Annotated in this window: 15 protein-coding genes; all 15 read left to right on the plus strand. The window is 71.0% G+C overall.

Annotation, left to right across the window (positions count from 1 at the left end; translation table 11 throughout):
* Positions 1-47: 47 nt before the first annotated feature.
* Positions 48-680 (plus strand): thiamine phosphate synthase, encoded by a 633-nt coding sequence (locus EDD54_RS09735; RefSeq protein ID WP_126540981.1) that lies wholly within the window; start codon positions 48-50, stop codon positions 678-680.
* A complete protein-coding gene (locus tag EDD54_RS09740) occupies positions 677-1,732 on the plus strand; it encodes a tetratricopeptide repeat protein (protein ID WP_166653443.1) in 1,056 nt (351 codons plus the stop codon). Before EDD54_RS09735 ends, EDD54_RS09740 begins: the two co-directional genes overlap by 4 nt.
* A 116-nt stretch (positions 1,733-1,848) precedes the next feature.
* A complete protein-coding gene (locus tag EDD54_RS09745) occupies positions 1,849-2,643 on the plus strand; it encodes an inositol monophosphatase family protein (protein WP_126540983.1) in 795 nt (264 codons plus the stop codon).
* 173 nt (positions 2,644-2,816) lie between these two features.
* Positions 2,817-3,830: a flagellar motor protein MotA gene (locus EDD54_RS09750; protein ID WP_126540984.1), complete on the plus strand. Its 1,014-nt coding sequence runs from the start codon at positions 2,817-2,819 to the stop codon at positions 3,828-3,830.
* A 60-nt stretch (positions 3,831-3,890) separates the two neighbouring features.
* On the plus strand, positions 3,891-4,919 hold the full coding sequence (locus tag EDD54_RS09755; RefSeq protein WP_126540985.1) for a peptidoglycan -binding protein: 1,029 nt from the start codon (positions 3,891-3,893) through the stop codon (positions 4,917-4,919).
* A gap of 118 nt (positions 4,920-5,037) precedes the next feature.
* The gene (gene glmM / locus EDD54_RS09760; protein ID WP_126540986.1) at positions 5,038-6,384 is read left to right on the plus strand and encodes a phosphoglucosamine mutase; all 1,347 of its coding nucleotides are present in this window, start codon (positions 5,038-5,040) and stop codon (positions 6,382-6,384) included.
* A gap of 210 nt (positions 6,385-6,594) precedes the next feature.
* On the plus strand, positions 6,595-7,383 hold the full coding sequence (locus EDD54_RS09765) for an outer membrane protein (protein WP_126540987.1): 789 nt from the start codon (positions 6,595-6,597) through the stop codon (positions 7,381-7,383).
* Positions 7,384-7,595: 212 nt separating this feature from the next.
* Entirely contained in the window at positions 7,596-9,413 is a 1,818-nt protein-coding gene (locus tag EDD54_RS09770; RefSeq protein WP_126540988.1) for an Ig-like domain-containing protein, read from the plus strand.
* Between the two features lie 275 nt (positions 9,414-9,688).
* A complete protein-coding gene (locus EDD54_RS09775; RefSeq protein ID WP_126540989.1) occupies positions 9,689-11,506 on the plus strand; it encodes an Ig-like domain-containing protein in 1,818 nt (605 codons plus the stop codon).
* A gap of 260 nt (positions 11,507-11,766) precedes the next feature.
* Positions 11,767-13,599, plus strand: coding sequence for an Ig-like domain-containing protein (locus tag EDD54_RS09780; protein ID WP_126540990.1), 1,833 nt, complete (start codon positions 11,767-11,769; stop codon positions 13,597-13,599).
* A 304-nt stretch (positions 13,600-13,903) separates the two neighbouring features.
* Positions 13,904-15,733, plus strand: coding sequence for an Ig-like domain-containing protein (locus EDD54_RS09785; RefSeq protein ID WP_126540991.1), 1,830 nt, complete (start codon positions 13,904-13,906; stop codon positions 15,731-15,733).
* Between the two features lie 172 nt (positions 15,734-15,905).
* Positions 15,906-17,744 carry an Ig-like domain-containing protein gene (locus tag EDD54_RS09790; protein ID WP_126540992.1) on the plus strand — a complete coding sequence of 613 codons (1,839 nt, stop codon included), beginning with the start codon at positions 15,906-15,908 and terminating at the stop codon, positions 17,742-17,744.
* Between the two features lie 127 nt (positions 17,745-17,871).
* Positions 17,872-19,047: a phosphoserine transaminase gene (locus EDD54_RS09795; RefSeq protein ID WP_126540993.1), complete on the plus strand. Its 1,176-nt coding sequence runs from the start codon at positions 17,872-17,874 to the stop codon at positions 19,045-19,047.
* A gap of 24 nt (positions 19,048-19,071) precedes the next feature.
* Entirely contained in the window at positions 19,072-19,563 is a 492-nt protein-coding gene (locus EDD54_RS09800) for a hypothetical protein (RefSeq protein ID WP_126540994.1), read from the plus strand.
* Positions 19,564-19,586: 23 nt separating this feature from the next.
* The gene (gene serA, locus EDD54_RS09805) at positions 19,587-21,170 is read left to right on the plus strand and encodes a phosphoglycerate dehydrogenase (RefSeq protein ID WP_126540995.1); all 1,584 of its coding nucleotides are present in this window, start codon (positions 19,587-19,589) and stop codon (positions 21,168-21,170) included.
* Positions 21,171-21,180 lie beyond the last annotated feature (10 nt).

Raw genomic sequence — 21,180 nt, forward strand, 5'->3', positions numbered from 1 at the left:
TCGCCGCATTCGGGCGCCAAGCCTCGCCCACATCCCGGAGACCACCCTTGCGCGCCCGCCTGTTCCTGATCACGCCCGAGACCGTCGACCTCGCCGCCTTCCTGCCGGCCCTCGACGCCGCGCTCGCCGGCGGCGACGTCGCCTCGCTATTGATCACGCCGCAGAACGACTACCAGACGGTCTGCGAGGCGCTGACGCCGCGCGCCCAGGCCCGCGACGTCGCGGTGCTGGTGGTCGACGACAGCCGGGTGATGGGCCGCGCCAAGGCCGACGGGCTGCACGTCGCCGCCGGGCCGGCCGCGCTCGCCGAGGCGATCGGGGCGTTGCAGCCGAAGGCGATCGTCGGCGCCGGCGTCATCAAGACTCGCCACGAGGCGATGGCGGCGGGCGAGGCCGGGGCCGACTACGTCTTCTTCGGCATGCTCGACAAGCCCGAGGAGTCCGAGGCGCATCGCAAGACCCTCGACCTCGGCGGCTGGTGGGCCGAGTTGTTCGAGCCGCCCTGCGTGCTGCTCGCCGGCACCTCCGAGCAGTCGGTCGCCGACTGCGCGGCCACCGGCGCCGACTTCGTCGCGGTCCGCCACGCGGTCTGGGACCATCCGGACGGACCGGGCGCCGCCGTGACGGCGCTGAACGCCGTGCTCGACCGCGCCGCCGGGGCGGCCGGGGGGCGGGCGTGAAGATCCCCGCCGCCGCCGTCGTCGCGCTGCTCCTCGCCGGGAGCGCGCCCGCTTCCGCCGCCGGGGACGAGCCGCCGCCGGTGGTGGTCCGCACCACGCCGGAGGCGCCGGACGCGGCGGCGAACCGGGACGTCTCGGTCGCGCCGACGCCCGAGACCGCGGTCGAGCCCTTCGCCGCGCCGCTGACGCGCTTCGACCCGCTCGCCGGTCTGCCCGATCCCGACAAGGTCGACTACGCCTACGGCGCGTTCCAGCGCGGCGCCTATCTCACCGCCTTCGCCCGCGCCATCAAGCGCGCCGAGGCCGGCGAGGCGACGGCGCAGACGCTAGTCGGCTATCTCTACGCCAACGGCCTCGGCGTCGCCCGCGATCCGAAGGAGGCCGCGGTCTGGTACGGCCTCGCGGCCGGACACGGCGACGGATCGGCCATGGTCGAGCTCGCCAACCTGCACGCCCTCGGCCTCGGCGTGCCGCGCGACCTCGCCAAGGCCCGCGCGCTGCTCGAGAAGGCCGACGCCATGGGCGTCGGCGGCGCCGCCTACGCGCTCGGTCTCGTCCACCTCGACCCGGACGGCGGCGAGGCGGATCCGGCCGAGGCGGCCGCCCTGTTCGCCAAGGCCGCCGCCCTCGGCGACGTCGACGCGCAATACGCCCTCGCCAATCTCTACGCCGCCGGCCGCGGCGTCGCCCAGAGCGACGTCGAGGCCGCCCGCCACATGGGCGAGGCCGCCCGCGGCGGCCACGTCGGCGCGCAGATCGAATACGGCATCATGGTCTTCAACGGGAAGGGCGTCGCCGCCGACGAGGCCACCGCCGCGGCCTGGTTCCGCCTCGCCGCCCGCGCCGGCAACCCGATCGCGCAGAACCGGCTCGCCCGGCTCTACGCCGCCGGCCGCGGCGTGCCGCAGGACCTGAAGCAGGCGGCGAAGTGGCACTTCCGCGCCCGCCTCGCCGGGCTCGACGACCCCTGGCTCGACGGCGAGGTCGCCAAGCTCGCCCCGGCCGACCGCGACGCCGCCGCGGCGGTCGCCGCCGACGCCAAGGCGGAGTGACGGCCGCTCGCCCGCGCGCCCCGCGGGCCGGCCCTGCGCCGCGCGGGCCTTGAAAAACGCCGTCATGTGTGGTGCCTACGCGCACCTTCCTCCCGTCCGTCCGAGAAAGCACGCCGATGGCCCGCTCCGCACTCCTCAACGTCATGGTCCAGGCCGTCCGCAAGGCGGGACGCGGCCTCACCCGCGACTTCGGCGAGGTGGAGAACCTGCAGGTGTCGCTGAAGGGGCCGGGCGACTTCGTCTCGGCCGCCGACAAGCGCTCGGAGCAGGTGCTCTATGAGGAACTGAAGAAGGCGCGGCCGGCCTTCGGCTTCCTGATGGAGGAACGCGGCGAGGTCGTCGGCACCGACGAGAACCACCGCTGGGTCGTCGATCCGCTCGACGGCACCACCAACTTCCTGCACGGCATCCCGGCCTTCGCGATCTCGGTGGCGCTGGAGCGCGCCGGCGTGCCGGTGGCCGGCGTGATCTACAACCCCGTCACCGACGAACTCTACACCGCCGAGCGCGGTGGCGGCGCCTTCGTCAACGACCGCCGGCTGCGCGTCGCCGCCCGCCGCGAGATGCCCGACTGCGTCATCGCCACCGGCATCCCGCACCTCGGCCGCGGCGACCACGGCGCCTATCTCGGCGAGCTGCGCCAGGTGATGGCCAACTGCGCCGGCATCCGCCGGGTCGGCTCGGCGGCGCTCGACCTCGCCTATGTGGCGGCCGGCCGCTTCGACGGCTTCTGGGAGCGCGGCCTGTCGCCGTGGGACACCTCGGCCGGCTGGCTGATGGTCAAGGAGGCCGGCGGCTTCGTCTCCGACATCGACGGCAAGGAGCGCGTCCACGAGACCCGCACCATCGTCGCCGGCAACGAGGAGATCCACCGCCAGCTGCTCGCCACGCTCGCGCGCGCTCGCGGCTGACGGACGTCGGTGACGGGCGGGCCCGACCGGCCGGGGCGACCCCGCCTGCCCCCGCCGGGGAGAAGCCCGTGGATCGCGGGGCCGGTGCGGCGCAAGGCACCGTCGCCGGCCATTTCCTTCCGCCACAAATCGCGTTTACTGTCGCGGCCGACACCCGGGGACCCGACGCGACCATGGCGAGAGAGATCGACGGAACCAGGCTTTCCAGCCCGCAGGTCTACCTGTGGCGGATGGTGATCTTCCTGATCATCGCCGCCTTCCTCGTGCTGCTGCTCTATCGCCAGATCCAGACCGCCTTCCTCGCCAATCCCGGGCTCAACGGCCTGATCTTCGCGGTCGGGCTGGTCGGGATCATCCTGATCTTCCGGCAGGTGGTCCGGCTGTTCCCGGAGGTGCGCTGGGTCAACGCCTACCGCTACGGCGAGCCCGGCCTCGAGGTGCGCAGCCCGCCGGTGCTGCTCGGGCCGATGGCGACGCTGCTCGGCGACCGTCTCGGCCGGCAGTCGATCTCGACCCAGGCGATGCGTTCGCTGCTCGATTCGATCGCGACCCGCCTCGACGAGGCGCGCGACATCTCGCGCTACATGACCGGCCTCCTGGTCTTCCTCGGCCTGCTCGGCACCTTCTACGGCCTGATCGCGACCGTGACCTCGGTCGGCAACACCATCCAGGCGCTCGACGTCGGCTCGGGGCAGGCCGGCGTCATCTTCGAGGACCTCAAGGCCGGCCTGCAGGCGCCGCTGTCGGGCATGGGCACGGCCTTCTCGTCCTCGCTGTTCGGCCTCGCCGGCTCGCTGGTGCTCGGCTTCCTCGACCTCCAGGCCGGTCAGGCGCAGAACCGTTTCTACCTCGACCTCGAGGACTGGCTCTCGACCCAGGCCGATCTCGATGCCGGCGAGATCGGCGACGCGGTCCGCCGGGCCTCCAACGCCGAGGAACTGCGCACGGCGATCGACCGGCTGACCCGGATCGTCCAGGACGGCGGCGGCGGCGGCGGGGCCAACGGCCTTCGCACCAATCAGGCGCTCGCCAACCTCGCCGAGGGCATCCAGGGCCTCGTCCAGCACATGCGCAGCGAACAGCAGATGGTGCGCGGCTGGGCGGAGGCGCAGGGCCAGCAGCAGAAGGAGATCCGCCGGCTGCTCGAACTCCTCAACGGCGCGCTGGAGCGCAGCGTCCGCGACTGACGTCGCCGCCGCGACGTTCCCGCCCCCCGCCGGGCACGACCGTTCGACCGGAGCCCCCAGATGGCACTCGCCCGCCGCCGCTTCAGCACCCAGCAGGACTACTGGCCCGCCTTCGTCGACATGCTGACGACGCTGGTGCTGTCGATCATCTTCCTGCTGTCGATCTTCATGCTGGCCCAGTATTTCCTCAGCCAGCAGATCACCGACCGCGACACCGTGCTGAACCGCCTCAACGGTCAGATCGCCGAACTCACCGAACTCCTGGCGCTCGAACGCGCCAACAAGCGCGACCTTGAGGACAACGTCGCCACCCTGCAGGCCAACCTCGCCGAGGCCGAGGCGGCGCGTGCCGCGCTCGCCGGCCAGCTCGACGCCAAGTCCGGGGCGGCGAGCGCGGCCGGCGACCAGGTCGGTGTCCTCACCTCGCAGCTCGCCGACGAGAAGCGCGTCGGCCAGCGCGCGCTCGCCCAGGTCGAGCTCCTGAACCAGCAGATCGCGGCGCTGCGCCGCCAGATCGCCGCGCTCGAGGACGCGCTCGGCGCGTCCGAGCAGCGCGACCGCGAGAGTTCGGCCAAGATCGCCGACCTCGGCAAGCGCCTCAACGTGGCGCTGGCGCAGCGGGTGCAGGAACTGTCGCGCTACCGCTCGGACTTCTTCGGCCGCCTGCGCGAGATCCTGTCGCAGCGCTCCGACATCCGCGTCGTCGGCGACCGCTTCGTGTTCCAGTCCGAGGTGCTGTTCGATTCGGGCCAGCCCGACGTCAACGTCGCCGGTCAGGGCGAACTCGACAAGCTCGCCGCCGCGCTGATCGAGCTCGAGGGCCAGATCCCGCCGGAGATCGGCTGGGTGCTCCGGGTCGACGGCCACACCGACGCGCGGCCGCTGTCCGGCTCCGGCCGCTTCCGCGACAACTGGGAGCTCTCGGCGGCGCGCGCGATCTCGGTGGTGAAGTACCTGATCGGCAAGGGCGTGTCGCCGAACCACCTCGTCGCCGCCGGCTTCGGCGAGTTCCAGCCGCTGGAGGCCGGCGACGGCGACGAGGTCAACGCCCGCAACCGCCGCATCGAACTCAAGCTCACCGAGCGCTGAGGCGGGCCCACGGCCTTCGCGTTACATCCGCAAACAATTGTTGACCATTCGCGGCGAGGATCCGTCCTAAGATGGGACGATCCCCGCTCTCGGAACGACTGGAACCCTCGGAACCCCCATGGCCCGCACCTACTTCGGCACCGACGGCATCCGCGGCACGGCGAACCGCTTCCCGATCACGCCCGACGTCGCGCTGAAGGTCGGCATGGCCGCCGGCCTCGCCTTCCGCCGCGGCAGCCATCGCCACCGCGTCGTCATCGGCAAGGACACGCGGCTGTCCGGCTACATGATCGAGCCGGCGCTGACCGCCGGCTTCACCGCCGTCGGCGTCGACGTGTTCCTGACCGGACCGGTGCCGACCCCGGCGGTGGCGATGCTGACGCGCTCGCTGCGCGCCGACCTCGGCGTGATGATCTCCGCCTCGCACAATCCCTTTGCCGACAACGGCATCAAGTTGTTCGGGCCCGACGGCTACAAGCTCTCCGACGAGGTCGAGGCCGAGATCGAGCAGTTGATCGAATCCGACCTGTCGTCGCGCCTCGCCGGCTCGTCCGACCTCGGCCGGACCAAGCGCGTCGACGGCGACCGCGCCCGCTACGTCGAATTCGCCAAGCGTACGCTGCCCAAGCAGATCTCGCTCGGGGGCCTGCGCGTCGTGGTCGACTGCGCCAACGGCGCCGCCTACAAGGTCGCCCCGGAGGTGCTGTGGGAACTCGGCGCCGACGTCGTCACCCTCGGCGTCGAGCCGGACGGCCTCAACATCAACCGCGACTGCGGCTCGACCTCGCTCGCCGCGGTGCGGCGCAAGGTCCACGAGGTGCGCGCCGACATCGGCATCGCCCTCGACGGCGACGCCGACCGCGTCATCATCATCGACGAGAAGGGGCAGGTGGTCGACGGCGACCAGCTGATGGCCGTGGTGGCAGAGTCCTTCGCCGAGGACCGCCGGCTGGCGCGGCCGGGCATCGTCGCCACGGTGATGTCGAACCTCGGCCTCGAGCGCCATCTCCAGGGCCTCGGCCTCGAGCTCCTGCGCACCAAGGTCGGCGACCGCTACGTCGTCGAGGCGATGCGCGCCCACGGCTACAACGTTGGCGGCGAGCAGTCCGGCCACATCGTGCTGTCGGACTACACCACCACCGGCGACGGTCTCGTGGCGGCGCTGCAGGTGCTCGCCGTGGTCAAGAAGCACGGCCGGCCCGTCAGCGAGGTCTGCCACCGCTTCGAGCCGGTGCCGCAGATCCTCAAGAACGTCCGCACCCGCGGCGGCAAGCCGCTCGACTTCGACGACGTCCGCACCGCGATCGCCCGCGCCCAGGAGCGCCTCGGCGCCGGCGGCCGCATCCTGGTGCGCCCGTCCGGGACCGAGCCGCTGATTCGCGTGATGGGCGAGGGCGACGACGCCCCGCTGGTCGAAGAGGTGGTCGGCGACATCGTCGACGCGATCGCTCGGGTCGCCGCCTGACCCTTTCACCGTCGTCCGAAGCCGTTCCGACACCCGCGGACCAGCGTCCGCGGGTGTCTTCGTTCCGAAACACGGCAATCCCTATACGCTGCGGCAAGGTTAATCGACGTGGTTAAGTCCCGATTAACCGTCGTCTCCTAAGGTCGATCCCGAAGCGAATTCCGATCGGGCGGTGCAACCGGTCGGTCGCGTCCAGAAGGGATTGGATCCATGCGCTCTCTCCTCACGGCTTCGACCTTCGCCCTGGCGGCCGCGATCGTCTGCCTGGCGCCCGTCGGCGCGGTCCGCGCCGCGGACATGCCCGAGTATCCCCCGGTGATCGACACGCCGGAGCCGCTGCCGCTGCCGGCCGTCGGTGGCTGGTACCTGCGCGGCGACATTGGCTACAAGGTCTACGGCGATCCCGAGATGGCCCTGTCCAACTCGAACTACGCCGGCTTCGACGCCTCGACGGCCAAGGGCTTCCACGAGGATGCCGGCGACGCCTTCGCGGTCGGCATCGGCGCGGGTTACAAGTTCAACGACTACCTGCGCGCCGACGTCACGCTCGACTACGAGACCCCTTCGACCTTCTCGAGCCGTCTGTTCTGCCCGGGCGGCTGCACCGACACCTACTCGCGCGAGTTCGCCGACATCTCGGCGTGGAGTGCCCTCGTCAACGGCTACGTCGACCTCGGCACCTACTACGGTGTGACGCCCTACGTCGGCGCCGGCATCGGCGCGAGCTACCTGCTCACCGACGACGTCTACTCGCGCTACGACAACACCCGCGACGACTACAAGGGCGACGGCAAGTGGAATTTCGCCTGGGCCCTCATGGCCGGCGCGTCCTACGCCATCAACCCGCAGTGGTCGGTCGACCTCGGCTACCGTTACCTGAACCTCGGCGATGCCCAGTCGGGCGTGATCACCGCCGGCGACGGCACCACGACCCGGATCGACTACAAGAACATCGACGCCCACGAAGTCCGCCTCGGTCTGCGCTACAACCTCTACTGACCGATCCGCGGCCCCCGCGCCGCCCGATCCGAGACCCGAGAGCCCGGCCCCCGTGCCGGGCTTTTCGCATTTTCGCGCGGCGGGCGCAGAGCCCGTTCGACCTCGACCCCGAGGGCCTGTCTTTCCGGTTTGTTTCGGCGTAGACTTTTCGCGTTGTGACATGTGTTCGATGCGTACCGAAGTCTTTTGACAGTTATTTTCCGGGAGGGGTCATGTTCCACCATCTGCGCCATCTCGGCGTCCACGCGCTCGTCGGTGCCACGCTCGCATTCGGCGCGGGGGGCGCCTTCGCCGGCGAGAAGACGGTCACGTCGCTCGTGGTTTCGCCCAACAAGTCCGTCTACGGCCAGCCGGTCACGCTGACGGCGACCGTCAAGGCGCCCGGCGACGTGGTCGCCGTCGAGGGCGGCACGGTCGAGTTCAAGCGCGGCGACCTGTCGCTCGGCATCGCCATGGTCTCCGGCGGCCTGGCGATCATCGAGGTCGCCGGCGCGCTGCCCGGTGCGAAGCCGGTCGTCGCCGTCTACGACGGCACCGAGGCCTTCGAGGATTCGACCTCGCGGCCGGCCGGCCTGATCGTCGGCCTCGCCAAGACCTCGACGGCCCTGACGCTGCTCGGGACCCCGCGCCCCGGCGCCACGATGATCGCCAAGGCGTCCGTCCAGGCCCTGGCGCCCTCCAAGGCGTCGCCGGTCGGCTCGGTGACGTTCCGTCTCGGCGCCCGGACGATCGGCAGCGCCGTGGTCGGCCTCGACGGTACGGCCTCGCTGCCGTTCACCGTGGCGGCGGCCGGTCCCTACAGGCTGCTCGCGATCTTCAAGGCCGCCTCGGCCGATGCCGGCTTCCAGGCCTCGACCTCGCGGCCGCTGATCTTCGAGGCGAGCTACGCGACCGGTCCGGAGACCGTGATCGCCCGCGGTGCCAACCTGAAGCTCGCCGCCGGCAAGATCGGCTTCGCCAACAGCGACGTGCTCTGGACGGTCGACGACAAGGGCGCGTCCCAGTTGTTCGGCTGCGAGGTCGGCGACGCCGCGCCGGACCTGTCCGCCTGCACGCCGGTGCTGCTCGAGAATTTCGGGGTGACCGGGGTCGACGACCTCGAGACCTCCATCGGCGGCCTGACGCTGCCCGGCGTCAACCTCGGCGCGGTCGTCGCCACGGTGCCGAACCGCAAATCGGGTCGGTCGCTCTACGTGGGGCTGTTCAAGTCGTCGCCGTTGGCGCTGATCAACAAGGCCGTGTTCGACGATCTGCTCTACAGCGGCGCATCCGTGGCCGCCACGATCGGCAGCGAGGTGATCGTCGCCTATGTCGCGCAGGATCCGAGCCTCGGCGGCTCGTCGGTCTACTACCGCCGCTTCAAGGCCGGCGACCTGTCGCCGGTCGGCGGGCCGGTGCTGGTGGCCAGCAGCGACGGCGTGATCGTCGACACGGCGGTCGGCACCGACATGGCCTCGACCACCAAGGGCTTCTACGTCGGTTGGATCGACGGCGGCATCCCGAAGGTGCAGCGCTACAAGGCGAGCGGCGATCCGGTCGGCCCGACCAAGCCGATCTCGCCCGTGGTGGCGGAGGACGTCGACAACCTCGACATCTCCGGCGTCGTCAAGCCGATGGGCACGGTCGCGGCGTGGCAGCAGGCCGCCGCCAAGACCGCGGCGCCGCTCGACGTGCGGATGCGACGCTACGACGTCGCCGGCCACGGCCTCGCGCTCACCGGCGTGGCGACCGACCCCAAGGGCGCGCAGAGCCAGCCGGACGAGGACTGGTTCCGGACGTTCGGCTGGGCGACGGTGTGGACGACGCCGGACGCGTCCGGCTCCGGCGTCGCCGCCAAGCTGTTCGACGCCACCGGCAAGGCGATCGGGGGCGAATTCGCCGTCAACGCCGGCAACGCCGGTGACCAGGACGGGCCGGAAGTGGCCACCACGTTGTCGCTGAAGCGCCCGAACGACTTCTACGTGTTCTGGCGGTCGCGCGCGCCGGGCTCCAGCGTCGACACGCTGGTCGGCCGGCGGTTCACCCGCTGATCGACGGACCGGACGGCACGGGAACGATCGGGGGCGGCGCCGTCGGCGCCGCCCCTTTCACGTCGCGTGGGCGGCCACGGTGGCGACCACGGTCGCGCGCGCCGGGCGGATTGTTTCGCTCGGGGCGGGTTCGCGAAGGCGCAGGCGCGGCTGGAGGTGGTGAAAGACGCGATTTCTTTCAAGGACGAGCCTCCATTTGGGGTCTTGCCGCATTGTGTCCGTCAAAACACGCAGCTAACGTCCGTGCCGGTCTGAACACCTCTCGGGGGGGCACGATGTCGATTTTCCACGGGCGCACGCATTTCGCGGCCGCCGTTCTCGCCGGTCTGGCCTTCGCGCCCGCGGGCACGGCCCTCGCGGCCGACACGGTGACGAAGCTGGCGGTGTCGCCGGCCAAGGCGGTCTACGGCCAGCCGGTCACCTTCACCGCGACGGTGACCGAGAAGGGCGGCACCACGCCGGTCTCGGGCGGCACGGTCGAGTTCAAGCGCGGCGGCGTCTCGCTCGGCAGCGCCGCCGTCGTCGACGGCAAGGCGACCCTGGTGGTCGCGACCCCGGCCACCGGTGCGGCCTCGGCCACCGCCGCCTTCGGCGGCAGCGGCGACGACAAGGCATCGACCTCGAAGGCGACGGCGCTGCTGGTGTCCTTCGCCAAGACGACCACGGCGCTGACGCTGTCGGACTACACGATCCACACCAAGACCAACTTCAACGCCATGGTGGAAGTCGGCGCGGTGGCGCCGTCGGTTGCGGTGCCTGCCGGTTCGGTTCAATTCAAGCTCGGCACCAAGGTGGTCGGCACCGTCCCCCTCGACGAGAACGGCAGGGCGGTGTTGCAGCTCCAGGTGCCGCTGCCGGTGCCGTATCAGATGGTCGCCACCTACAAGCCGACGGCCAAGCTCGGCTTCCAGGCCTCGACCTCGAAGAAGGTCGCCTTCCAGGGCACCTACGCCGTCTCGGACGAGGTCGAACTCGGCAAGGGCAACAACGTCACCTATGCCACGGCCAAGAACGCGTCGGGTGTCATGGTGGTCTGGGCCAAGCAGAACGCCCAGTTCAAGACCGACCTGAAGACCTGCCTCCTGCTGTCCGAAGCCGCGCCCACGACCACCGGCTGCGTCGCGACCACCACGATCGACGCCCGGAACTTCAAGGATCTGGTCGCGACGGCGGCGGTCAATGTGGGGCTCGGCGTCTCCGGGCTGGTGGTGGCGGGCGTGATCATCGACCCCGTCACCAAGGCCTCGTCCGTGTGGGTCGGCTACATCGGTGTCGACGGCAAGCTGGTCGCCTCCACCACCCTGACCGGCCCCGGTCTCGGTGTGCTCGCCCCGTCGGTGACCTCTCTCTACAACGGCGACGTCGTGCTGACCTACTCGGCGATCGACGCGACCGGTGCCTCCACGGTCAACGCCAAGGTCTTCCAGATCGAAACGAAGTCGCTCCGCGCGGTCGGCGATCCGGTCGTGGTCGCCACGTCGACGGCGCGGGTTCTCTCGACGTCGGTCGCCACCGACTACAGCACGGCGATCAAGGGCTTCTCGGTCGGCTGGGTCGTCGACACCTCGGTCGCCTACATCCGCCGCTACAATGCCAGCGCCATCGCGATGGGCGCCGCCAAGCCGATCAACCCGGTCGCGAAGCAGAACCTGACGCAGCTCGACCTCGAGGGTGTCGTGCAGCCGACGGGCGTGATCGCGACCTGGACCGAGGAGGCCACCGGCGCCGCCGCGCCGACCGACGTGCGCGCGCGCCGCTACGACGTCGCCGGCAACGGCCTCGCGATCACCGGCGCCGCCACCGACCCGAAGGGTGCGCAGTCGCAGTCCTACAGCGACGTGCTCGTCCAACTCGGCGGCTGGGGCACCGTCTGGGCGTCGCCGGACGCGTTCCTGACCGGTGTCTACGGCAAGCTGTTCGACAAGACCGGCAAGGCCACGTCGCCCGAGTTCCCGCTGAACGTCACGACGGCCGGCATCCAGAAGGAGCCGAAGCTGGCGTCGGGCGCGCTGTCCCGCGACTTCTTCGGCTTCTGGCTGAACCAGAACGCCGACAACTCGACCTCGCTGATCGCGCGCCGCTTCAAGCCCTGATCCGGGCGGGCGGCCCCGAAACGACGAAGGGCGGCGCCGGCGGTGCCGCCCTTTTTCGTTGCGCGTGGCGCAGTCGGACCTCGCCCGCACCGCGGTCGGCGCTCACCCTCGGTGCGGGTCCGCGGCGGTGCAACTGCACTGCCCGGTGGCAGAACCCGCGGATTCTTCACGCGAATGGTTACCATGTGGGGCGTTAGTGCATTGTCTCCGTTAACCGCCGCCGCTAAGGTCGCCGCCCATCGGGACACCTCTCGGGGGGCATGATGTCGAATTCCCACTGGCGCAAGCGCTTCGCGGCCGCCGTTCTCGCCGGTCTGGCCTTCGCGCCGGCGGGTGCGGCCCTCGCGGCGGACACGGTGACCTCGCTGGCGGTGTCGCCGGCCAAGGCGGTCTACGGCCAGCCGGTCACCTTCACCGCGACGGTGACGCAGAAGGGCGGCACGACGCCGGTCTCGGACGGCACGGTCGAGTTCAAGCGCGGCGGCGTTTCGCTCGGCAGCGCCGACGTGGTCGACGGCAAGGCGACCCTGGTGGTCGCGGCCCCCAAGGCCGGCGCGGCCTCGGCCACCGCGGCCTTCGGTGGCAGCGGCGACGACAAGGCGTCGACCTCGAAGGCGGCGTCGCTGCTGGTGTCCTTCGCCAAGACGACGACGGCGCTGACGCTGCCGGGCACGTCGTTCCACACCGACACCAAGTTCACCGCCACGGCGACGGTCGCCGCGGTGGCGCCGTCGGTGGCGGTGCCTTCCGGCTCGGTGCAGTTCAAGCTCGACACCAAGGTGCTCGGCACGGTCGCCCTCGATGCCACCGGCAAGGCGTCGCTCGAGCTCGCGCTGCCGCTGCCGCAGTCGTATCAGCTGGTGGCGACCTACAAGCCGACGGCCAAGCTCGGCTTCCAGGCCTCGACCTCGCCGAAGGCGCTGGTCGAAGGCACCTACGCCGCTTCCGGTGAGGCCGTGCTCGATACCGGCCGGGACCTGATCTACGCGGCGACGACGTTCCAGTACAGTCCGTCCGTGGTCTGGGCCAAGCGGGGCAGCGACGGCACCTCGACGGACGTCACGATCTGCATCCACTGGGAGGGCGGGACGCCGTCGACCGGGCCTTGCAGGAAGGCGACGACGCTCGCCAATGCGGCGCTCTCGGACCTGACGATGTCGCCGACCGGCCTTCCGACATCCAAGGGCTCCCAGACGATCGCGGTCGCCGGCGTGATCACCGCAACCGGCGCGGCGACCAAGTCGATCTGGATCGCCACCATCGACAACAGGGGCGCCCTTCGGCATGCCGTCACGCTGACCGGCCCCGTCGGCGGCGTCCACGCGCCGGCCCTCACGGTGCTCGCCAACGACAACTTCGTGCTGACCTACGTGGCGGTCGACGCCGCCGGTACGTCCACAATCCATGCGCAGATCTACACACTGGACAGCGTGACAAGGGTGTTCACGGCGGTCGGCGACCCGATCGTGGTCGCGACGTCGGCGAAGCCGGTCGCGGTGACGTCGGTCGCCACCGACTTCAGCACCACCAACAAGGGCTTCTCGGTCGGTTGGGTGGTCGACGGCGCGCAGCCGTTCGTCCGTCGCTACGACGGCACGGGCAAGGCGCTCGGCGATGCCAAGGCGATCAACCCGGTGGCGACGCAGGGCGTGTCCGAGCTCGATCTCGAGGGCATCGGCGAGCCGATGGGCGTGGTCGCCACCTGGACCCAGAAGGCGACCGGCGCCGCTGCTCCGCTCGACGTCCGGATCCGCCGCTACGACGTCGGCGGCAACGGCCTGAATCTGGCGGGCATCGCGACCAATCCGAAGGGGGCGCAGTCGCAGGCCCGCAGCACCGGATTCCAGCTCGGCGGCTGGGGCACCGTCTGGACGTCGCCCGACGCCGACCGGACCGGCATCTACGGCAAGCTGTTCGACAAGACCGGCAAGGCGACGTCGGCGGACTTCCGGCTCAACGCCACGACGAAGGGCGTCCAGTCCTCGGCGGCCATCGCCGTCGGCCTGCACGGCAGGCCCGATTTCATCGTCTACTGGCTGTCCGACAACGGCGACGGCACGTCATCGCTGACCGCACGCCGCTTCCTGCCCTGACCGGCACGGGACGTCGTCGGAACGACGCAAAGGGGGCGGTGCCGCGGGGCGCCGCCCCTTTTTCTCGCGGGCACGGCAGGACCCGTCGACGGCGCCGGCGCGTGGTGCCGACCGGTCCCGCCCGCCGGACGCCGCGCCGCGACGGCCCCGGCGCGGGACCTTGGCGGGGCGGTCGCACTCGGCGGTGGCGGAACCCCTTGGCCCGATTGCGAAATCGCTAACCGTACGAGGCGTTGCCGCGTTGTTTCGGCGCAACCGCGCCGCTATCGTCCCCGTCCGACGGGACGCGTCGCGGAGGGGCACGATGTCGAATTCCAATTGGCGCCGGTATTTCGCGGCCGCCGTTCTCCTGACATCGGCCTTCGCGCCGGCAGGTCCCGCGCTCGCCGCCGACACGGTCACCGCGCTGGCGGTGTCGCCGGCCAAGGCGGTCTACGGCCAGCCGGTGACCTTCACCGCGACGGTGACGCGGAAAGGCGGCACGACGCCGGTCTCGGGTGGCACGGTCGCGTTCACGCGCGGCGGCGTCGCGCTCGGCAGCGCCGCCGTCGTCGACGGCAAGGCGACCCTGGTGGTTCCGGCGCCGAAGGCCGGTGCGGCCGGGGCGACGGCGGCCTTCGGTGGCAGCGGCGACGACACCGCCTCGACCTCGAAGGCGGCCGCGCTGCTGGTGTCCTACGCCAGGACGACCACCGCACTGACGCTGCCGGGCACGTCGTTCCACGTCAAATCGAAGTTCACCGCCACGGCGACGGTCGTCGCGTCGGCGCCGTCGATGGCCGTGCCCACGGGTTCCGTGCAGTTCAAGCTCGACACCAAGGTGCTCGGCACGGTCGCCCTCGACGCGGCCGGCAAGGCGTCGCTCAAACTCTCGGCGCCGCTGCCACGGACCTACCAGCTGGTCGCGACCTACAAGCCGACGGCCAAGCTCGGCTTCCAGGCTTCGACGTCGAAGACGGCCTTCGTCGAGGGCACCTATGCCGCCTCCAACGAGGTCGTGCTCGCCACCGGCCGGGACATGACCTATGCGGTCGCGACGCTCGGGAGGCAACCGGCCGTGGCCTGGGCCCAGCGAGGACGCAACGGCGCGTCGAAGGTCGTCAATGTCTGCTACCACTCCTCCATGACCACGATTTCCAACGTGCATTGCAGAAAAGTCGTGATGCCCGCCGAGATCACGCTCTCGGACCTGACCATGTCGCCGACCGGTCTGCCGACGTCCGATGGTGCAAGCTCCGTCGCCGTCGCCGGCGTGATCACCGACCCCGACTTCGCGACGAAGTCGATCTGGCTCGCCTGCATCGACCGAACCACCGGGCTGGAGGGCACGCTCGAGCTGGCCGACGCCGGCCGCGACGTCCTGGCGCCGGCACTCGGAGTGCTCGCCAGCGACAACTTCGTGCTGACCTACGCGGCGGTCGACGCCTCCGGCGCATCCACGGTCTTCGCGCAGATCTACACGCAGGGGGGTATCGAGAGGGGCCCGACGCCGGTCGGCGCCCCGATCGTGGTCGCGACGTCGGCGAAGCCGGTGGCGGTGACGTCGGTCGCCACCGACTTCAGCACCACCACCAAGGGCTTCTCGGTCGGCTGGGTGGTCGACGGCGCGCAACCGTTCGTCCGTCGCTACGACGGCACGGGCAAGGCGCTCGGCGAAGCCAGGGCGATCGACCCGGTGGCGTCGGAGGGTGTGACCGAACTCGACGTCGAGGGCATCGGCGAGCCGATGGGCATGGTCGCCACCTGGACCCGGAAGGCCACCGGCGCGTCCGCTCCGCTCGACGTCCGGATCCGCCGCCACGACGTCGGCGGCAACGGCCTGCAGCTGGCGGGCATCGCGACCAACCCCAGGGGTTCGCAGTCGCAGGCCCGCAGCACCGGCTTCACGCTCGGCGGCTGGGGCACCGTCTGGACGTCCCCCGACGCCGACCGGACGGGCATCTACGGCAAGCTGTTCGACAAGACCGGCAAGGCGACGTCCGCGGACTTCCGGCTCAACGCCACGACGAAGGGCGCCCAGAGTGCGCCGAGCATCGCCGCCGTCCTGGGCGTCGAGCCCGATTTCGTCGCCTATTGGCTGACGGACAACGGCGACGGCACGACCTCGCTGATCGCGCGCCACTTCGTCCCCTGACCGGCACGGGACGGGAAGCGACGAGGGACTGCGAGGGGCGGCGCCGGCGGGCGTCGCCCTTCGCCGTTCCGGGGCGGAGCGGGGCATCGATGCCGCCACCTCGAGTAGTGCCCCCGATACCCGTTCCCGCCCTTCGGCGGTAGCGTGCCGCAAACGGTGGGAGGGTGCGGACATGCTCGATCTTCCGGTTCGGCGCGCGGCGGTGGCGGCCCTGGCGGCGTCCTTCGTGCTCCTCGTCGCGACCGCCGCGTCCGCCGCGGACGCCACCACGACGAAGCTGACGGTCAAGCCGGGCACGGCCGTCCACGGCCAGACGGTCAGGCTCGACGCCGGGGTGCGTCTCGCCGGGACGACGACGCGGGTCACCGGCGGCACGGTCGAGTTCGAGCGGGGCGGAACGGTCCTCGGCTCGGCCGTCGTCGCGGACGGCAAGGCCGGCCTGCTGGTGGACGCGCCGTCGCTCGGCGTCGCCCCCGTGATCGCGCACTACCGCGGCACCGACGCCTACGGCCCCTCGGATTCGGCGCCGGTGCGGCTGCAGGTGGAGAGCGCCGCGACCCGGCTGACGCTGTCGGTGCCGGCCAAGTGGTTCCACACGGGCGAGCCGATCACCGCCACCGCGACCGTGACGGCCGTCGCGCCGTCGCATGCCGTGCCGGTCGGGAGAGTGCGCTTCCTGCTCGACGCCAGCGACGACGTCGGTATCGGCACCCTCGACGCCCAAGGCCGGGCGACCGTGACCTTCACCGTCGCCCGGGAGGGCCTGAAGACGCTGTCGGCATCGTACTGGCCGACCGCCCGCTCGGGCTTCATGGTCACCTCCCCGGCCCATGCCCGCGTCGCGGTCCGCTACGCGATCGGGCGCGATGTCGTCGTCGACACCGGTCCCGGCCTCCTGCACGCGCCGACCAAGCTCGGCCGCTCGGCGGCGCTGTTCTGGACGCGGCCCGTCGCCGGCGGGCGGACCGAACTGAAGTTCTGCGCCTACGGTCCGTCGACGGCACTCGCCAGCTGTCACGGTCGCGTCGTGACGACCTTCGGGACGGCGGACTTCCGGGGCCTCGTGGCGTCCGCCGCGGCGGTGCCGGGCACGCCTTGGGGCGATCATGCCGTCGTCGCCGGGACGCTGCCGGGCGAGGACGGACGGCGGCGGATCTGGCTCGGCTACGTCTCGCCAGCGGGCGAACTGATCGCCTCGAAGCAACTGTCGGCGCCCGGCCTCGACATGCTGCATCCGGTGCTGGCCTACCTCCTGGACGGGCGCTTCGTGCTCGCCCACGCGGACGGCGCGGAGATCGACGACCTCACCGTACGGGCGCGGATCTTCGCGCCGGCCGCCGCCGGCTTCGCAGAGGTCGGCGATCCCGTGGTCGTGGCGACGCGAACCTGGGCCACCTTCGGGTTGGCCGTCACGCCCGATTTCTCCCCGGACGGACGAGGTTTCACCGCCGGCTGGACCGCCGGCATCACCGCGCGGCCCACGATCCGACGCTTCGACGCCGGCGGCCGGCCGCTCGGCAAAGGTCGCTGGCTCGGCGCCATGGGCTGGCTGCAGTATCCCTCGCCGCAGATCGACCTCGAGGGGATGCCCTCGCCGTTGACGATGGTCGCCACCTGGGCGAACGAAGTGCCCGGCGGCGCCGGGCCGACCAACCTGCGGCAGACACGCTGTGTCGCCGCCGAGGACTGCGCCGGCTCGGATCGCATCGTGGCGGGGCGCGACGAGAGCGGCGCTCAGATCGACGCCTCGACCGAGTGGGTGAAAGGGCTCGAAGGCTGGCTGACGGTGTTCACCTCGCCCGACCGCGACGGGGCGGGCGTCTACGGCACGCTGCGGCGGGCGCCGAATTGGGGATGGGAAGAGCATTTCCCGCTCACCGAGACCACCGCCGGCGAGCAATACGAGCCGAAGGCCGTGGCCCCGATCGTCGGCACGGACTTCCTGGTGTTCTGGCTGCAGAAGGACGCCGACGGTGCCACGGCGCTGATCGGACGTCGGTACCGGCCGTGACGGCGTCGCGGCCGGCGCGTGGTTTTCCCGATGCCGGCGGCCTTGACGGGGCCGCCGGGCTTCTGTAGTCACGGCGGCGGGACACTCCTCCCCAACGAGGGGCGCCCATCTGAGAGGATGGACAGACATGACGACGACCGCCGCTCCGGCCACCAAGCCGGCGAACCCTCATTTTTCCTCCGGCCCCTGCGCGAAGCGCCCGGGATGGTCCGTCGAGGTTCTGAAGGGAGCGGCCCTCGGCCGGTCCCACCGTGCCAAGATCGGCAAGACCAAGCTCCAGGAAGCGATCGACCTGACGCGCGACGTGCTGCGCGTGCCGGCGGACTACCGCATCGGCATCGTGCCGGCGTCGGACACCGGCGCGGTCGAGATGGCGCTGTGGTCGCTGCTCGGCGCCCGCCCGGTCGACCTGCTCGCCTGGGAGTCGTTCGGCTCCGGCTGGGTCACCGACGTCGTCAAGCAGCTGAAGCTGCCGAACGCCCGTGAATTCAAGGCCGGCTACGGCCTGCTGCCCGATCTCGCCCAGGTCAACTTCGACCACGACGTGGTCTTCACCTGGAACGGCACCACCTCGGGCGTCCGCGTCCCGAACGCCGACTTCATCCCCGCCGACCGCGAGGGCCTGACGATCTGCGACGCCACCTCGGCGGCCTTCGCCCAGGAGCTCGATTTCGCCAAGCTCGACGTCGTCACCTTCTCCTGGCAGAAGGTGCTGGGCGGCGAGGCGGCCCACGGCATGCTGATCCTGTCGCCGCGCGCCGTCGAGCGGCTCGAGAGCTACAAGCCGGCCTGGCCGCTGCCGAAGATCTTCCGCCTGACCTCGGGCGGCAAGCTGATCGAGGGCATCTTCAAGGGCGAGACCATCAACACGCCGTCGATGCTCGCGGTCGAGGACTATCTCGACGCCCTGAAGTGGGCGCAGTCGATCGGCGGCCTACCGGCGCTGGTCGCCCGCGCCGACGCCAACACCAAGGTGCTGGCCGACTGGGTCGCCCGCACCGACCACGTCGACTTCCTCGCCAAGGATCCGGCGACGCGCTCGAACACCTCGGTCTGCCTGACCTTCGTCGATCCGGCGATCGCCGCGCTCGACGACGCCGGCCAGCAGGCCTTCGTCAAGGCCTTCACCGCCGCCCTCGAGAAGGAGGGTGTCGCCTACGACATCGCCTCCTACCGCGACGCCCCCCCGGGCCTCAGGATCTGGTGCGGTGCCACCGTCGAGACCTCCGACCTCGAGGCGCTGACGCCGTGGCTCGACCACGTCTTCGCCAAGACCAAGGCCGGGCTCGCCCTGGCGGCGTGAGGCGCGAAGGCGCGGCGAGGCGGGATGACGACGATCCATCGTGTCGACACCCCGCTCGGTCCGGTGACCCTGGTGGTCGCCGCCGAACCCGGGATCGGAGAAGCCGGGGTCGAGGTCGCGGCCCGAGAGGTCGCCGTCGACCTGCCCGCGGGACTGCGGTGCGACCACGTCGGCCGGCTCGCCGTCCTTGTTCCCGCCGGTGACCGGCCCGTGACGGCGACCTTCGCCGTCGCCGGGACGGGGACCGGCGATCCGGAGCCCGGCGAACGCCTCGTCTGCCTGCGCTTCCACCGCGACCGGACCAGCCTCGCCCTCGCGTGCCGCGAGGACCCGATCGTCCCCGGGTCCGACATCCCCTTCACCGCCGCGATCGACGTCGGAGCCACGGGCCTCGTCGTCGCGATCGGCGGGAGACGAGACCGCGCCGTGGCGATCGACTTCGCCCTGGCCTTCGCTTCGGGCGTCGACCCGGACGACCTGTCCACCTGGTTCGCCGTCGACCGCGCCCTGCCGTGACCCCTGCACCGAAAGAGACCCCCATGGCCCCCCGCGTCCTCATCTCCGACAAGCTCTCCCCCACCGCCGTCCAGATCTTCAAGGACCGCGGCGTCGAGGTCGACTACCAGCCCGATCTCGGCAAGGACAAGGACAAGCTGTTCGCCATCATCGGCAACTACGACGGCCTCGCGATCCGGTCCGCGACCAAGGTCACCGAGAAGATCATCTCGGCGGCCAAGAACCTGAAGGTGATCGGCCGCGCCGGCATCGGCGTCGACAACGTCGACGTGCCCGCGGCGACCGCCAAGGGCGTGATCGTCATGAACACGCCGTTCGGCAACTCGATCACCACCGCCGAGCACGCCATCGCCATGATGTTCGCGCTCGCCCGCCAGATCCCCGAGGCCAACGCCTCCACCCATGCCGGCAAGTGGGAGAAGAACCGCTTCATGGGCGTCGAGCTGACGTCGAAGACGCTCGGCGTGATCGGCTGCGGCAACATCGGCTCGATCGTCGCCGAGCGCGCCATCGGCCTCAGGATGCACGTGGTCGCCTACGACCCGTTCCTGTCGGCCGAGCGCGCCGTCGATCTCGGCGTCGAGAAGGTCGAACTCGACGAGCTGTTCCGCCGCGCCGACTTCATCACGCTGCACACGCCGCTGACCGACAAGACGCGCAACATCATCGACATCTCGGCGATCCTGAAGATGAAGAAGGGCGTCAGGATCATCAACTGCGCCCGCGGCGGCCTGATCGTCGAGGCCGACCTCAAGGCCGCCCTCGACAGCGGCCACGTCGCCGGCGCCGCGCTCGACGTCTTCGAGGTCGAGCCGGCCACCGAGCACCCGCTATTCGGCCATCCGAACGTGGTCTGCACCCCGCACCTCGGCGCCTCCACCACGGAAGCCCAGGAGAACGTGGCGCTGCAGGTCGCCGAGCAGATGGCCGACTACCTGATCAAGGGTGCGGTGCAGAACGCCCTCAACATGCCCTCGATCACCGCCGACGAGGCACCGCGGCTGACGCCCTTCGTCAAACTCGCCGAGCAGCTCGGCTCCTTCGCCGGCCAGCTCACCGAGGAGGGCATCAAGGGCATCCGCATCGAGTACGAGGGCGACGTCGCCGGCATGAACACCCGCGCGCTCACCGCCGCGGCGCTCACCGGCGTGCTCCGGCCGCTGCTGCAGACCGTCAACATGGTCTCGGCGCCGATCATGGCCAAGGAGCGCGGCATCCAGGTCTCGGAGCTCCGCCGCGAGAGCGCCGAGAACTACGACAGCCTGATCCGCCTCGTGGTGATCACCGACCGCGAGCGCGCCGTCGCCGGCACCGTCTTCGCCGACGGCCGCCCGCGCATCGTCGAGATCAAGGGCATCAAGATGGAGGCGGAGTTCGCCCCCTCGATGATCTACGTGACCAACGAGGACAAGCCGGGCTTCATCGGCCGCTTCGCCGGCCTTCTCGGCGACGCCGGCATCAACATCGCCACCTTCGCCCTCGGCCGCCACGCCCCCGGCGAGGACGCCATCTGCCTCGTCGAGGTCGACGGCGAGATCCCGGCCGAGCTGCTCGCCGAGGTCCAGGCGATCCCGGCGGTGCGCCAGGCCCGCGCGCTGACGTTCTGATACCCGACAG

The sequence above is a fragment of the Oharaeibacter diazotrophicus genome, from assembly GCF_004362745.1.
Taxonomy (GTDB): domain Bacteria; phylum Pseudomonadota; class Alphaproteobacteria; order Rhizobiales; family Pleomorphomonadaceae; genus Oharaeibacter; species Oharaeibacter diazotrophicus.

Bases quoted from the DNA above. Each gene is read 5' to 3' on its own strand.
- EDD54_RS09745 (WP_126540983.1), top strand. From the start codon at position 1,849: ATGGCCCGCTCCGCACTCCTCAACGTCATGGTCCAGGCCGTCCGCAAG.
- EDD54_RS09750 (WP_126540984.1), top strand. From the start codon at position 2,817: ATGGCGAGAGAGATCGACGGAACCAGGCTTTCCAGCCCGCAGGTCTAC.
- EDD54_RS09755 (WP_126540985.1), top strand. From the start codon at position 3,891: ATGGCACTCGCCCGCCGCCGCTTCAGCACCCAGCAGGACTACTGGCCC.
- glmM (WP_126540986.1), top strand. From the start codon at position 5,038: ATGGCCCGCACCTACTTCGGCACCGACGGCATCCGCGGCACGGCGAAC.
- EDD54_RS09765 (WP_126540987.1), top strand. From the start codon at position 6,595: ATGCGCTCTCTCCTCACGGCTTCGACCTTCGCCCTGGCGGCCGCGATC.
- EDD54_RS09770 (WP_126540988.1), top strand. From the start codon at position 7,596: ATGTTCCACCATCTGCGCCATCTCGGCGTCCACGCGCTCGTCGGTGCC.
- EDD54_RS09775 (WP_126540989.1), top strand. From the start codon at position 9,689: ATGTCGATTTTCCACGGGCGCACGCATTTCGCGGCCGCCGTTCTCGCC.
- EDD54_RS09780 (WP_126540990.1), top strand. From the start codon at position 11,767: ATGATGTCGAATTCCCACTGGCGCAAGCGCTTCGCGGCCGCCGTTCTC.
- EDD54_RS09785 (WP_126540991.1), top strand. From the start codon at position 13,904: ATGTCGAATTCCAATTGGCGCCGGTATTTCGCGGCCGCCGTTCTCCTG.
- EDD54_RS09790 (WP_126540992.1), top strand. From the start codon at position 15,906: ATGCTCGATCTTCCGGTTCGGCGCGCGGCGGTGGCGGCCCTGGCGGCG.
- EDD54_RS09795 (WP_126540993.1), top strand. From the start codon at position 17,872: ATGACGACGACCGCCGCTCCGGCCACCAAGCCGGCGAACCCTCATTTT.
- EDD54_RS09800 (WP_126540994.1), top strand. From the start codon at position 19,072: ATGACGACGATCCATCGTGTCGACACCCCGCTCGGTCCGGTGACCCTG.
- serA (WP_126540995.1), top strand. From the start codon at position 19,587: ATGGCCCCCCGCGTCCTCATCTCCGACAAGCTCTCCCCCACCGCCGTC.